Genomic DNA, 14,678 nt, shown 5'->3' with positions numbered 1-14,678 from the left:
AATAAACAGCTGTTTGCTCTCAGTTCCTAGCTTTTAGTGCCTTTCTTAGCATAGGTACCTTTCTTGGCATAAGCTTTCTTCGCACCACCGCCTTTACGACGTTTAAAAGCGGGTCTCTCAACTTTAGGAAGATGACGCAGAGATTCAGGAACTTCGCCCGTTTTTACCTTGCCCATCAAACCATCAATCTTGCTTTCTAGCGCTTGCATGAAAGGTTGGTACGCTTGGTTACGCTCGGCCATACCTTGTAACTGGTGTTCCCAATGCGCCGTCATGTCTGGAAAGGTCGAATCCTCAGGTAAGGCATGGATCAAGCCTCTCCCCGCAGGGCTACTATGAATACTCTTACCTTGGCGCGTTAGCAGTTGCCTTTTGAATAGCGTATCTAAAATACCCGCACGAGTCGCTTCAGTGCCAAGGCCATCAGTCTCTTTCAAAATGGCTTTGAGGTCTTTGTTCGCAACAAAACGCGCGATACCTGTCATCGCTTGTAGCAAGGTCGCTTCAGTAAAATATTTTGGTGGCTCGGTTTTCTTATCACCAATCACGCCTTCACGACACGTCAACACCGTACCTTTATCCAATGGAGGAACCGTATCCGTGCCATCACCTTTCTCTTCGGTGTCCGTTTTCCCCATCAACACTTTCCAACCTGGGTTGATAAGCTGACGTCCTTTCGCAATGAACACACCACCAGCGATATCAAACACTAACTTAGCATCCGCAAACACAGCCGGTGGGTAGAACTGCATCAGATATTGGCGAGCGATTTGCTGATAGATTTTCATCTCATTGGCAGACAAACCATTCACCGATGATTTCTTTGGTGTTGGGATTATTGCGTGGTGAGCATCGACCTTACTGTCGTTCCAGGCTTTTGATTTAAGAGAAAGATCCGCACCGTGAGCACCACTTTGCAGCTCTTTCGCATTGTTAGCGATAGCATCCACTACCGACTCTCTTTGTGAGTAGTGATCTTTAGGTAAATAGCGACTATCAGAACGCGGGTAAGTGATGAGTTTGTGTTTCTCATACAACGACTGACACGTGTCGAGAACCTGCTGAGCACTCATACCAAAACGCTTAGACGCATCAATCTGCAGTGCTGACAGCGAGTAAGGCAGTGGCGCAGCTTGTTTACTTTGCTTTTGCTCTGATTCCGTTACCGTCGCGGGTTGATTCGCAATTCGGTTAGCCACGTTCTCAACCAACTTGCGATTGAGCACGCGCCCTTCTTCATCTTGCCACGGCTTACACGCTTCGCTCGGTTTCCAGCGAGCACGAATATCAAAGCTCTGCCCGTTATTTTGGTAAGGAATCAAGGCATGTAAAGTGAAGTAATCTTTAGGAAAAAAATTCTCAATTTCTTCATCACGTCTTACAACCAAACCAAGTACTGGAGTCTGCACTCGCCCTACCGACAACACGCCTTGGTAGCCAGCCTTTTGACCAAGCAAGGTATAAGCGCGAGTCATGTTCATGCCATACAGCCAATCGGCTCTAGAGCGTGCTAAAGCGGAAATAGACAGTGGGATAAAGTCGCGGTTGCTACGCATTTGAGAAAGTGCACGCTTTACAGCAGGTAAGTTCAAGTCGCTGATCAGTAGCCTGTCCATCGACTCTTTCTTGGCCTTAGAGACCTTGCAGTAATCGATCACTTCATCAACCAGCAACTGTCCTTCTCTATCCGGGTCTCCGGCGTGAACAATTTGAGTGGCGTCCTTCAATAGCTTTCGGATCACCGTGAGCTGTTTACTTGAAGTCTTGCGTGGTCTTAGCTGCCATTGCTCTGGCACGATAGGGAGATCGGCTAGGTTCCATTTCTTGTAGCGGTCGTCATAAGCGTCTGGCTCAACCTGCTCCAATAAGTGTCCAATACACCAAGTCACCACATCGCCATTGCCACATTTGATAAACCCTTGGTCTTTCTTCTGTGGATTAGGCAGTGCAGCAGCGATCGCGCGGCCGAGGCTTGGTTTTTCAGCAATAATAAGGCGAGACATGTTTTTCCAGATGCTACAAACAATTAGGGCCACATTATCTAATGTGACCCCTAGAAATCAAGAAAAACTGGTTGTTTATACAGTTAGCATTCCACTATTCAAGCTTCAACGCTCTTTACAAGAACTCAACGAACTTTGAGAAGTCACGCTCTGGCACTTTCATTGGTGTACAGCCTGGAGTGCCAAGGTATAGGAAACCAACAATTTCGTCGTCGCCTTCTAGGCCAAATGCTTGGTGTACTTCTGGGTGGAACATCCATTTACCTGAGCGCCAAAAGCCTTGGAAGCCTTGCGCGACAGCAGCCATTTGCATGGCTTGTGCAGCGCAACCCGCAGACAGATGTTGTTCGAACGCGGGCACTTTTTCGTGCTCGGTAACTTTTGCAATAACGGTAATCACCATTGGAGCTCGGAACGGCGCTTTTTTTACTTTCTCGATAACCGCTTCTTCGCTTGCATCCGCTTCAGCGGCACGCACCAATATGTCTGAAAGCTTCTGTAGACCTGAACCCTGCGCGATAACAAAGCGCCAAGGTGTTAGTGCGCCGTGATCTGGAGCCCGTAAGCCCGCTTTGATGATATTTTCTAACGCTACACCTTCAGGTGCCGGATCAGAGAGTTTTGCGATTGAGCGCCTGTTGAGCAATAGATCCAAAGCATCCATTTGAAGTCCTTACTATTTCTTTATTATTTGTATACTTGAACTTTAGCACAGAATACAAACGATAATAAATCTCAACGACTAGCCATTTGGCCTAGATTAGAAACAATAAAGGCTCCTAAATCTATGACTTAGGAGCCTTGTTCAAAATCTAGCTCAGCAAACTAAGTAACAATATCTACCGATAAGATTACAGTTTGATAGATGATTCTATAACTTAATAGCTAGCTCAACACCTTGACGGATAGCACGTACTGCATCTAGCTCACCGGCATAATCGGCACCGCCTATCACGTGCAGTTTGCCACCAAACTCTTGCCACATATCTTCGAATGGTCGAACTGACACCTGGCCCGCACATACGATAACGGAATCGGCATCGAGGACCTGTTCTTTCTTGCCAATACTGATATGCAGACCTTGGTCATCAATCTTGTTGTAGCTCACGCCACCCAGTAGGTTCACGCCGCGCTTTTCTAGCGTACGTTTATGAATCCAACCTGTGGTTTTGCCCGGGCCTTTACCAACACGACCCGCTTTACGCTGCATTACCCAGACTGTCTTATCGCTGAATGAATCCGGGTAAGGATACAAACCACCTGGGTGTTCCATATTCTTATCGATGCCCCACTCATGCAGCCAGTCATCTAAACTGTGAGAAGTAGGCTCGGTTAGCATGGTTGCCACATCGACACCAATACCACCAGCACCAACAATCGCGACTTTTTCGCCTACTGGTGTCTTTTCGCGAATCAAGGTTTGGTAATCGACTACGTTTTCTTGGTCGATGCCCTCAATATCGAGCTTTCTCGGTTCAACTCCTGCCGCCATCACCACTTCATCGTACTTCAGCAACATCTCAAACGTTGCTTCGGTATCCAGTTTCAGGTTCACACCTGATGCATCGATTTGGTTAGCAAAGTAACGAATCGTTTCTCTGAACTCTTCTTTGCCCGGAATCTGCATTGCCAGTCTGAATTGTCCACCGATACGGTCATTCTTCTCTATCAAGTCAACCTTGTGTCCACGTTGCGCTAATGTCGTCGCACAAGCCAAGCCTGCGGGGCCTGCACCGACAACCGCAATGGTCTTAGTGGCTTGAGCAGGTTGAACAACAATTTCAGTCTCGTAACAAGCTCGTGGGTTAACCAAACAGCTCGCACGTTTACCTTTAAACACGTTATCTAAACAAGCTTGGTTACAACCGATACAGGTATTGATGAACTGAGCTTGGTCTTGAGCGGCTTTATTAACAAAGTCAGGGTCAGCCAAAAATGGACGCGCCATTGATACCATGTCGGCCTGTCCTGAACTGAGGATACGCTCGGCCTCTTCTGGTGTGTTGATTCGGTTACAAGTCACCACTGGGATCGACACGTATGGTTTCACTTTTTCCGTCACCCAAGAGAAAGCACCTCGTGGTACTTGTGTCGCGATAGTCGGAACACGAGCTTCATGCCAACCAATGCCAGTATTGATGATAGTCACGCCCGCTTCTTCTAGCTTCTGAGCCAAAAGAACAACATCTTCAAACGTGCTGCCTTGCTCAACCAAATCAAGCATCGACAAACGGAAAATAATAATGAAATCTTTACCCACCGCTTCGCGAATCGATTTAACGATCTCTAAAGGGAAACGCATACGCTTCTCGTAAGAACCGCCCCACTCGTCGTAACGCATGTTGGTACGCTTACAGATGAACTGGTTAATCAAGTAACCTTCCGATCCCATGATCTCAATGCCGTCGTAACCTGCCACTTGAGCGAGCTCGGCACTATTGGCAAAGGCACCAATGGTCTTTTTGATCTGACGAGGGCTCATCTCGCTAGGTGCGAACTTAGCAATTGGCGCTTTAATACCAGAAGCACTTTGCGCGAATGGGTGCATTGCATAGCGGCCAGCATGCAGCAACTGAAGGGCAATTTTACCGCCATGCTTGTGCACGGCTTCAGTAACAACTTGGTGAGCTTTTGCGTGCTTCACTTTACTGAATTCAGCACTAAATGGGGTCAATCTGCCACGTAAATTAGGAGAAAAACCACCGGTAACAATAAGGCCAACGCCTCCTTTTGCTCGCTCTTCATAAAACGCGGCGAGTTTATGCAGGCCTTCTTTATTTTCTTCTAAACCTGTGTGCATTGATCCCATCAATACACGGTTACGTAATTGAGTAAAACCAAGATCGAGTGGTTCAAGTAAATGTGGGTACATGGCAGACATCACTTCTATTATTATATCCTTGTGGTCAGACCACAATATAACTCAATTACCAAAAGTTCAAACAGCCGTTTACATTTTTGTAACACCGATCATAATGCAGGATGTATTAATCGTTCAAAAGTTCTTAATCTAACTACACTTAATGAGAATATATATCGATTAACAATTCTTGGTATAGTTTGAGCTTGGGAATTATCGTAGGATACTAAGCAGTTCATATTTTTGAGATTAATGGTACTACGGCTTGTTAAAGCGACGTGATCTCACTGCGGAGACAGAATGAAAAAAATATTCAAATTTATAGGCATGATCTTTAAAGGGATTTGGAAGCTCATCACGTTTGTGCGTCTTGCGCTGGTAAACCTTTTCTTTTTACTCAGTATCGCCATCATCTACTTTGTGTACTTCCATTCAGATACGGCCCAGCCGACTGTTCCACAAGAATCAGCGTTAGTACTTAACCTGTCTGGCCCTATCGTAGAGCAAAGCCGCTATATTAACCCGATGGATTCGGTCACGGGTTCGCTGCTAGGCAAAGACCTTCCAAAAGAAAACATCCTGTTTGATATCGTTGAAACGATTCGCTACGCAAAAGACGACGATAATGTAACGGGTATTGTTTTAGCACTTAAAGAGCTGCCAGAGACCAATCTAACTAAACTGCGTTACATTGCTAAAGCCTTAAATGAGTTTAAAGCGTCGGGTAAGCCGATTTATGCGGTAGGTGACTTCTACAACCAGAGCCAATACTACCTGGCAAGTTACGCCACTAAGGTGTACATGTCCCCTGACGGTGGTGTGCTTCTCAAAGGTTACAGCGCCTATTCGCTTTACTACAAAACCTTATTAGAGAAGCTAGACGTAAATACGCACGTGTTCCGTGTTGGTACCTATAAATCAGCTATCGAGCCCTTCATTCGTGACGACATGTCAGATGCAGCGAAAGAGTCCGCTTCTCGTTGGTTAAGCCAACTGTGGGGTGCGTACGTTGATGACGTCAGCAACAACCGTCAGATCGATGCTAAAACACTGAACCCAAGCATGGAAACGTTCTTGAAAGAACTTGAGTCTGTGGACGGTGACATTGCAAAACTGGCTGAGAAACTTGGCTTAGTGGATGAGCTAGCGACACGCCAACAAGTTCGACTAGAGCTTGCCGATGTTTTCGGCAGTGACGGTCAAGACAGCTACAACGCGTTTGGTTACTACGAATACCTTGCAACCATGCTTCCAGACATGACCAGTGAGTCACACGATGTCGCCGTGATTGTTGCTAGCGGCGCAATTATGGATGGTAAACAGCCGCGTGGTACGGTTGGTGGTGATACTACTGCAGCCCTACTTCGCCAAGCGCGTAATGACGATAAAGTGAAAGCCGTTGTACTTCGTGTAGATAGCCCAGGTGGTAGCGCATTTGCTTCAGAAGTGATCCGCAATGAAATAGAAGCGATCAAGCAAGCAGGTAAACCGGTTGTTGTGTCGATGTCGAGCCTTGCTGCTTCAGGTGGTTACTGGATCTCGATGGGTGCGGATAAGATCCTAGCGCAACCAACCACGCTCACCGGTTCGATTGGTATCTTCAGTGTTATCACGACCTTCGAAAAAGGATTAAACGATATTGGTGTTTACACTGACGGCGTTGGTACGTCACCTTTCTCAGGTATCGGTATTACGACAGGACTTAGCGATGGCGCGAAAGACGCTTTTCAAATGGGCATTGAAAACGGTTACCGCCGATTCATCAGCCTAGTTGGAGAAAATCGCGGCATGGAAGTCGATGCTGTAGACAAGATCGCTCAAGGCCGAGTATGGACAGGTCAAGATGCAATCCAGAAAGGCTTAGTCGATGAGATTGGCGATTTTGATGATGCGGTTGCAGCTGCGGCTTCACTTGCAGAACTTGAAAGCTACAACATCTACTGGGTAGAAGAGCCACTTTCGGCCACTGAACAATTTATTCAAGAATTTATGAACCAAGTTCAGATGTCGATAGGCCTTGATATTCAATCGATGATACCAAGCAGTTTACAGCCTGTTACTCAACAGTTAGCTCAAGATAGCCAGCTGTTAGGCAACTTTAACGACCCACAAGGCCGCTACGCTTTCTGCTTAAATTGCCAAGTTCAATAAGATAAGTTCAACGCTTTATTATCAAGAGGCGCCTCTGTGTTAGGTGCCTCTTTTTATTGCATGATAATTCGCTATAATCGCCCCCCTGTTCCCTATATCACACTAAGTATTATTCGCCATGGAAAGAAAACACATCTATATCGCGTACACCGGCGGCACAATTGGCATGCAGAAGTCTATTGACCACGGCTATGTTCCAGTCGCAGGTTTCATGGATAAGCAGCTAGCTGGCATGCCTGAATTCCATCGCCCAGAGATGCCTGAGTACACCATTCACGAATACTCTCCATTAATGGACTCTTCAGATATGACGCCACTTGATTGGCAGACTATCGCTGATGACATCCGCGCGAACTACGATAAGTACGATGGTTTCGTTATCCTGCATGGTACAGATACTATGGCATACACCGCCTCTGCACTGTCTTTCATGCTTGAAAACCTCGGCAAACCTGTGATTGTAACGGGCTCTCAGATCCCATTAGCAGAGCTTCGTTCAGACGGACAAGCAAACCTACTGAATGCGCTACACATTGCTGCAAACTACCCAATAAACGAAGTGACGCTGTTCTTTAACAACAAGTTAATGCGTGGTAACCGCAGCACAAAATCACACGCTGATGGCTTCAATGCGTTTACTTCTCCAAATCTGAACCCATTGCTAGAAGCGGGTATCAATATCCAAATCAGCAATAACGTAAAGGTAAACGAGCAGCCTGAAGGTGCTTTCAAGGTTCATAATATTACTCCGCAACCTATCGGCGTAATCACTATGTACCCTGGCATATCACATGAAGTGATCCGCAACACACTATTGCAGCCTGTTAACGCAATGATTCTACTTACTTTTGGTGTGGGTAACGCACCACAAAACCCAGAACTACTTCAGCACCTAAAAGACGCATCAGAGCGTGGAGTTATCGTGGTAAACCTAACTCAATGTTTAGCAGGTAAAGTGAACATGGGTGGCTATGCGACGGGCTGTGCTTTAGCAGAAGCTGGGGTTGTCAGTGGTTATGATATGACTCCGGAAGCGGCACTAGCGAAACTTCACTACCTATTAAGCCAAAATCTAAGCTACGAAGAAGTGAAAACTCAAATGCAACAAGTGTTGCGTGGCGAGATGAGCTTATAAGTCTGTTAGCCACTTAACGTGAACTAAATCGTTTTATTGCTTATAAATAAACGGCTTAAAGTAAAAGGGGTGGCACATTACCACCCCTTTGTTGTAATTTAAGCCTAATGATTAGGGTTAACCCTAACAATATCGTCTTGATCTGATTTAAACTGTTTCTTTAGTTCAGACTTAGATTTAAAGCTAATCTCACCACCAGCTGCAATTGTCATATGTTGAGCTTCAGAGTTATGTTTAGATTGATATAACATAACCGCTTGCATACACGAGTCGCGCTGCTCTTTTGAGAGCGCCGTACCTTCTGGCCATTTACCCGTTTCAACTGCATAAGTTAAACGTTCGTAGACCTCGGGTGTCATTGCGCTAAGAAGTTGTTCTGCATCCATGGTAAAGCCTTAGTTTTAACAATTTTCACCAGAAAATAACCCGTAACAGAATTGAGTCAAGAACCTGACCGATAATAAGTGCATTTGATCACAAGTGAAGGAATATGAAAATTATGAAATGGTTGGCGATTAGCCTATTGCCTTTCACTCTGGTTGGGTGTCTTGAAGGAAACAAAAATACCGATCAACTGTGCCAAAGCAACCCGGGCCTTCAGTGTGAACAATTGAACATGAACGATGGGCAATGTCGTGTCGCACGTACCGATCTTATCTGGCATCGATTTGAAGTTCAGAAACACCCCTCCGAAATCAATAAGATTAAAGAGTTCGAATTAGTCACTGCTTACAAAAAGTGCCTAGAGCTCGCAGCTCAGATCGAAACTATTGACCAATCTAAACTGCAAGAGCGCCGCTTTACCTCTTTAATGCACAGTATTGAAGAGTCTGAGCGCATTGTTGGTGAGCTATCGCAATCTGATACACCGGAAACGCTTTACTTCTTGTGGTCGCAAACTGGAGACACCAACGCAAGACGCAGTTTCCTACAACTGGAAGGCACAGAAGCGTTAAACACGGCAGAGATGCAATATGCCTTAGCAACCTTCTATACCACCAGAGATCATGCTAAAACACTTAAGCTGCTTAATAATGCCTTAACGTTGTCGAGCAACTCTGCCGTCAATACAGAGATCTTTAAGTCAATGGCCAGCATCAATCACAGCTTGGGCCATATGGAAAAGGCGTATGTCTGGGCGATGGTTGCCAAAGAGTTTGATGTACCAATTGCATCAGAAGCGGAACTGGCCGTTCTCTATCGTTTTGAAGATTCAAAATACAAACAGTTAAATAAAGACGCAGACAAAATTGTCGAAGCTATTGAGGATGGGGTCTACAGCCCTTCAATCGTCCCGAGTTACTGATCGCTTCATTTATAGTGTTCTAACTTAAGCTTCTTATTCACCTGCTTTAAAAAAACAGCTACCTTTTTGGTAGCTGTTTTTATTTGTACTAGAGTTAAATCTGAAATCTTGGGCGTTTCAGCATTCCTAAATCGACAAATGCGACCTGTAAGGATTAGACAATAGTTACAAGTTATTTCGTACTTTCGTCATTTTTGTTGAAAATTAACGACACTGAATTAACACAGAACCGTTCACCAGTGGTCTTCGGACCATCAGGAAAAACGTGACCTAAATGGCTATCACAAGCGGTACAACGGATCTCTACACGCTTCATTCCGTGACTTAGATCTTCTATATAGCGTACTGCTTCATCATTTACTGGGGCATCAAAGCTTGGCCAACCACACCCAGAGTCATATTTGTTATCCGACAGAAACAAAGGGCTTTCGCAGCATGTGCAGCTATAGACACCTGTGTCTTGGTTGTGCAGTAACTTACCGCTATATGGGGCTTCAGTACCACGTTGACGACATACTGCAAACTCGTCGTCTGATAGGCGTTCACGCCAGTATTCATCAGGCTTTATCATATTTCCTCCCTTTTGAATCACGTTAATATCTCTCCACATTCTCATTTATTATATTTACTTTTTTCTATAAAGGCTTGCATATGAGTCGTTTTGTAGCACATACTTTCTCACTAGAAAACATTGTACATATACACTCATAAGTGAATCATCATTTAGGGGTATTTTACCCAACTGGAAGGGTACAGAGCCACTCGCAATGGTCAATTTTCAACCACTTACACCCAATTGTTAAGAAAAGCGTCGCTTTTTTTTGACATTAAACAAGTTAAGTCGGATTATCTATTGCAGATGTATACTGGATTCTGTAATTTTACTACCAGTTATCTTTAATCAGAAATTAAGTTGTGGAGCAACTACAATGACTATCAAAGTAGGTATTAATGGTTTTGGCCGTATCGGTCGTTTCGTATTCCGTGCAGCGCAAGAGCGCAATGACATCGAAGTTGTTGGTATCAACGACCTTATCGACGTTGAATACATGGCATACATGCTTAAGTACGACTCAACTCACGGCCGTTTCAACGGTACTGTTGAAGTTGAAGGCGGTAACCTAATCGTTAACGGTAAAACTGTACGTGTTACAGCTGAGCGTAACCCAGAAGAACTTAAGTGGGACGCAATCAACGTAGACGTTGTTGCTGAAGCTACTGGTCTTTTCCTAACTGACGAGACTGCACGTAAGCACATCACTGCTGGTGCTAAGAAAGTTGTTCTTACTGGTCCTTCTAAAGATGCAACTCCAATGTTCGTAATGGGCGTTAACCAAGCATCTTACGCTGGTCAAGACATCGTTTCTAACGCTTCTTGTACTACTAACTGTCTTGCACCTATCGCTAAAGTACTTAACGATAAGTGGGGCATTGAGTCTGGTCTTATGACTACAGTTCACGCTACTACAGCAACTCAAAAAACTGTAGATGGCCCTTCTGCTAAAGACTGGCGCGGTGGCCGTGGTGCTTCTCAAAACATCATCCCATCTTCAACTGGTGCTGCTAAAGCTGTAGGCGTTGTTCTTCCAGAACTAAACGGCCTTCTAACTGGTATGGCTTTCCGTGTACCAACTGCTAACGTATCTGTAGTTGACCTAACAGTTAACCTAAAAGAAGCTGCATCTTACGAAGAAATTTGTGCTGCAATGAAAGAAGCTTCTGAAGGCGAAATGGCTGGCGTTCTAGGTTACACAGAAGACCAAGTTGTTTCTCAAGACTTCATCGGCGAAACTCAAACTTCAGTATTCGATGCTAAAGCTGGTGTTGCTCTAACTGACAAATTCGTTAAAGTTGTATCTTGGTACGACAACGAAATCGGTTACTCAAACAAAGTTCTAGACCTAATCGCTCACATCTCTAAGTAATTTCTTTTTAGAAATAGCTTTAGATAAGCATTAGCGAAGACTGTTTTGAGCAGACTTTGAAAAAGGCGACCTTAGTGTCGCCTTTTTAATACCTGCTATCTTTTAAACCGCGTCTATCTAAGTTCATCGAGATGGCCCAAACGCAAAATTCAATTCTAATACTGACTCTTGCTTGTTACTCATAGAAATACAAGCACCGCTCTAGTCAGCATTTGAATTCAATTTCCTTAGAAGGATCATGTAATGGATTTATCAACTCTACCTGCACTGGCTGTACTTTCTGACAACGTCACTATCGTTGAACACGAAGGTGTAAAACTGGTTCGCGTTATCCACGATAAAGCAAACGCAGCGATTTCACTGTTTGGCGGCCATGTCGTGTCGTTCCAACCACAAGGCCAAGAAGACCTTATTTGGATGAGCCAACAAGCTAAGTTTGATGGCAAAACAGCACTGCGCGGTGGTATTCCAGTATGTTGGCCTTGGTTTGGCCGCATTGCAGCTCCTGCACATGGCTTTGCTCGTTCAAGCGAGTGGCAATTAGTTGAGCACCGCGAAAGCGAAGCTGGTGTGATTGTAAGCTTAGGTCTTAAACCTAGTGAAGAGACGCTGGCAGTATGGCCTCATCAGTTCGATGCGCGCCTAAATGTTGAGATTGGCGATGAACTGAAAGTAACATTAGATGTGAAGAACACAGATTCACAGCCATGGACTTTCTCTGGCGCGCTGCACACTTACCTAAATGTTGGCGATATTCACAGCACAACCACCACAGGTATGGGTGCTGAGTACATTGATAGCCTGCAAGGTGGCAAGATCTGCCAAGGCGGTGCTGAGCTTGTATTAACCGATACGATTGACCGCGTTTACACTCAGCCAGAAGCGCAAATCTTTGTTGCTGACCAAAAGCTGGATCGTACTCTAACGGTTGAAAACCACGGCCATAACTCTGCAGTATTGTGGAACCCGTGGGCGGAAGGCGCTACTAGTATGGGCGACATGCAAGACGATGGTTACCTAACCATGCTATGTGTTGAATCAACACTGCACGCACCAAGCCTAGAAGCAGGCAAAACACTGCAGCCAGGCGAAAGCCACCAGTTGATTACAGTGCTTGCTGCTCAGTAACCGGTTCGGTAAATAGTTAAGTAAGCTATTCAGTAACCAATTAAGTACAGTGAGACACATTAAAGGCCGGTTAACCCCGGCCTTTTTTATGGCTGTTAAGTACCTAGTTCTATACGATTAGAACTATCGCGTGCTTAATAGCAGGCTTAGCTCTGTGAAAATTGAACTAACGTTTCTTTATAGAGTGACAGCAGCGCCGTGTCGTCCACTTTGACACCCACTTTTTGTGCAGGGAACGAACTCCATTCATCATTCATATAGCTACGTTGATCGCTTTTTTGAATCGTCATACCTTCCGCAGGGCCATCCGTGACAACCCTAACCGCACCACTTCGACATTCAAACAAAGAAGGTTGGATGACATAAGCAATCGCTGATGGATCATGAACATGACACCCTTCCATTCCCACTTTTTCGGAATAGAACTTTAAATAGTAACGGCTAACATCCCAGATGAACTGTCCCACCTCACCTGCTTCGTCTCGCAGATCATCAAGGTATTGGCGAGTAAAAAAACTCTCTTCAGTAACATCAAGACCGATAATCACAACAGGCCATGAGGCAGTAAATACCTTGTCGGCTGCATGAGGGTCATCGTGTATATTCGCTTCGGCAAATGGAGTCACATTACCTCTGTGGTCATTTTCACCAAAGGCCCCGCCCATAATGACCACTTCCTTTACTAAGTCGACGATTTCAGGGTCAGCTTCCAACGCCAGAGCAAGGTTAGTGAGAGGCCCAACGGCCACGAGTGTAATCTCTCCCGGTTCAGCTCGAACACTGTCGATAATGAACTGATAAGCCGGCTTTTCAATCGCTGTAACTTCTAGCGCACTTGGTGCTTTAACATCACCAAACCCCGCTTCGCCATGCACCACAACCGTAGCTCCAACAGGATCTCTAACCAAGGGCTTATCAGTACCCTTTGCTACAAGCGCCTTCATACCAAATTTCTGCTTCAAATAGAGTGCGTTCTGAGTACCATTGTCTATCGTCGCATTACCATAAACCGTAGTAATGCCCATGAGCTCAATCTCAGGGTGAGCCTCTGCAAATAGGATGGCCATTGCATCATCGATGCCCGGATCTGTATCTAGGATGATTTTCTTTGTCATATCAGCTTCTAATTAAACAGTAGGGAAAGGTAGACGATACCCAGAAAAAACGGAGATAAACGTGACCTAAACCTAAGCTATGATTTTTATTATGATAAGCCGTAAAATCACCACTCTAATGACTGGTCTTCTTGGCTTTTTTATTTAGCCTGATGCTGACCTTTTTGATAGAATCTGCGCCCAACTATATGCCTCTGAGATCGTCATGACTTACCAATGCCCTTTGTGTCACCAACCTTTATCTCAACACGATCGTACGTTTAAGTGTGAAAAGAACCATCAGTTCGACCTAGCGAAAGAAGGCTATGTCAACTTGATGCCTGCACATCATAAACGTTCAAAAGATCCAGGTGACAACAAAGAGATGATGCAAGCACGTCGTCGTTTCCTAGAAGGCAACCATTACAATCCTATGCGCCAAGCAGTAGTCGAACTATGTTCAAACTACCTGCCAGAAACTGCACCTAGCCTATTGGATATTGGCTGTGGTGAAGGGTATTACACCAATGAAATCGCGTTGAATCTTCAAGATAAGAACGGTGCTATTTTTGGTCTAGACATTTCTAAGATTGCTATCAAATACGCCGCTAAACGCTACCCAGCAGTCGACTTCTCTGTTGCCTCTAGCCATCGCCTACCCTTTGCAGAAAACAGCTTAGACGGCATTCTGCGCATTTATGCACCATGTAAGGCAGAAGAGCTCCAACGTACAATTAAAGACAATGGTGTCGTGATTACAGTAACACCGGCAAGCCGACACCTATATCAGTTGCGTGACGCCATTTATGATGGTGTGCGTTTACACGATGAAGATCCTGAATTGATCGAAGGTTTTACGCTTGAACACCAAGAGCATCTAAACTATATGATGGAACTATCGGGGTCAGATGCATTCGACCTACTACAGATGACGCCGTTTGCTTGGAAAGCGACTGAAGAGTTTAAACAACAACTCACCAACGCAGAGCAATTCAACTGTGAAGCTGACTTTATGCTAAGAGTGTATCGCAAACAGGTTTAATTGATATTGATTATCGTTTGCATTGAAATCTCAT

General features: G+C 45.0%; 12 protein-coding genes. 6 read left to right on the top strand and 6 right to left on the bottom strand.

The annotated features are described in order from the left end of the window. Nucleotides 1-26: 26 nt before the first annotated feature. From L4C44_RS10500 to L4C44_RS10490, 3 genes are all read right to left on the bottom strand, one after another. Nucleotides 27-2,003 carry a DNA topoisomerase III gene (locus L4C44_RS10500; RefSeq protein ID WP_428804986.1) on the bottom strand — a complete coding sequence of 659 codons (1,977 nt, stop codon included), beginning with the start codon at nucleotides 2,001-2,003 and terminating at the stop codon, nucleotides 27-29. Between the two features lie 115 nt (nucleotides 2,004-2,118). After that, nucleotides 2,119-2,667 (bottom strand): NAD(P)H nitroreductase, encoded by a 549-nt coding sequence (locus L4C44_RS10495; RefSeq protein ID WP_428804985.1) that lies wholly within the window; start codon nucleotides 2,665-2,667, stop codon nucleotides 2,119-2,121. 207 nt (nucleotides 2,668-2,874) lie between these two features. Beyond that, nucleotides 2,875-4,884, bottom strand: a complete 2,010-nt coding sequence (locus L4C44_RS10490; RefSeq protein WP_048660802.1) for an NADPH-dependent 2,4-dienoyl-CoA reductase — start codon at nucleotides 4,882-4,884, stop codon at nucleotides 2,875-2,877. A 279-nt stretch (nucleotides 4,885-5,163) separates the two neighbouring features. Here L4C44_RS10490 and sppA point away from each other — a divergent pair, with 279 nt between their 5' ends. After that, nucleotides 5,164-7,014, top strand: coding sequence for a signal peptide peptidase SppA (gene sppA, locus L4C44_RS10485; RefSeq protein ID WP_428804984.1), 1,851 nt, complete (start codon nucleotides 5,164-5,166; stop codon nucleotides 7,012-7,014). Nucleotides 7,015-7,132: 118 nt separating this feature from the next. After that, nucleotides 7,133-8,149, top strand: coding sequence for an asparaginase (ansA, locus tag L4C44_RS10480; RefSeq protein WP_060982262.1), 1,017 nt, complete (start codon nucleotides 7,133-7,135; stop codon nucleotides 8,147-8,149). 104 nt (nucleotides 8,150-8,253) lie between these two features. On the opposite strand, the gene L4C44_RS10475 is transcribed toward ansA, so the two are convergent. Beyond that, on the bottom strand, nucleotides 8,254-8,535 hold the full coding sequence (locus tag L4C44_RS10475; protein WP_146492272.1) for a YeaC family protein: 282 nt from the start codon (nucleotides 8,533-8,535) through the stop codon (nucleotides 8,254-8,256). 113 nt (nucleotides 8,536-8,648) lie between these two features. Between L4C44_RS10475 and L4C44_RS10470 the strand changes: the two genes are divergently transcribed. Beyond that, nucleotides 8,649-9,455 (top strand): DUF2989 domain-containing protein, encoded by an 807-nt coding sequence (locus L4C44_RS10470; protein WP_146492304.1) that lies wholly within the window; start codon nucleotides 8,649-8,651, stop codon nucleotides 9,453-9,455. Nucleotides 9,456-9,627: 172 nt separating this feature from the next. On the opposite strand, the gene msrB is transcribed toward L4C44_RS10470, so the two are convergent. Then, nucleotides 9,628-10,065: a peptide-methionine (R)-S-oxide reductase MsrB gene (msrB, locus tag L4C44_RS10465; RefSeq protein ID WP_428805016.1), complete on the bottom strand. Its 438-nt coding sequence runs from the start codon at nucleotides 10,063-10,065 to the stop codon at nucleotides 9,628-9,630. Between the two features lie 319 nt (nucleotides 10,066-10,384). Between msrB and gap the strand changes: the two genes are divergently transcribed. Next, entirely contained in the window at nucleotides 10,385-11,380 is a 996-nt protein-coding gene (gene gap / locus L4C44_RS10460) for a type I glyceraldehyde-3-phosphate dehydrogenase (RefSeq protein WP_017630988.1), read from the top strand. A 243-nt stretch (nucleotides 11,381-11,623) separates the two neighbouring features. Next, complete coding sequence (locus tag L4C44_RS10455) at nucleotides 11,624-12,508, top strand: D-hexose-6-phosphate mutarotase (protein ID WP_428804983.1); 885 nt, start codon at nucleotides 11,624-11,626, stop codon at nucleotides 12,506-12,508. Between the two features lie 146 nt (nucleotides 12,509-12,654). On the opposite strand, the gene L4C44_RS10450 is transcribed toward L4C44_RS10455, so the two are convergent. Beyond that, nucleotides 12,655-13,623, bottom strand: coding sequence for a nucleoside hydrolase (locus tag L4C44_RS10450; RefSeq protein ID WP_428804982.1), 969 nt, complete (start codon nucleotides 13,621-13,623; stop codon nucleotides 12,655-12,657). 205 nt (nucleotides 13,624-13,828) lie between these two features. Here L4C44_RS10450 and rlmA point away from each other — a divergent pair, with 205 nt between their 5' ends. Beyond that, nucleotides 13,829-14,644 carry a 23S rRNA (guanine(745)-N(1))-methyltransferase gene (rlmA, locus tag L4C44_RS10445; RefSeq protein WP_428804981.1) on the top strand — a complete coding sequence of 272 codons (816 nt, stop codon included), beginning with the start codon at nucleotides 13,829-13,831 and terminating at the stop codon, nucleotides 14,642-14,644. Nucleotides 14,645-14,678: the final 34 nt, after the last annotated feature.

The sequence above is a fragment of the Vibrio satsumensis genome (assembly GCF_050337435.1).
GTDB lineage: Bacteria > Pseudomonadota > Gammaproteobacteria > Enterobacterales > Vibrionaceae > Vibrio > Vibrio satsumensis.
This window is presented reverse-complemented; position numbering and strand designations above follow the sequence as displayed.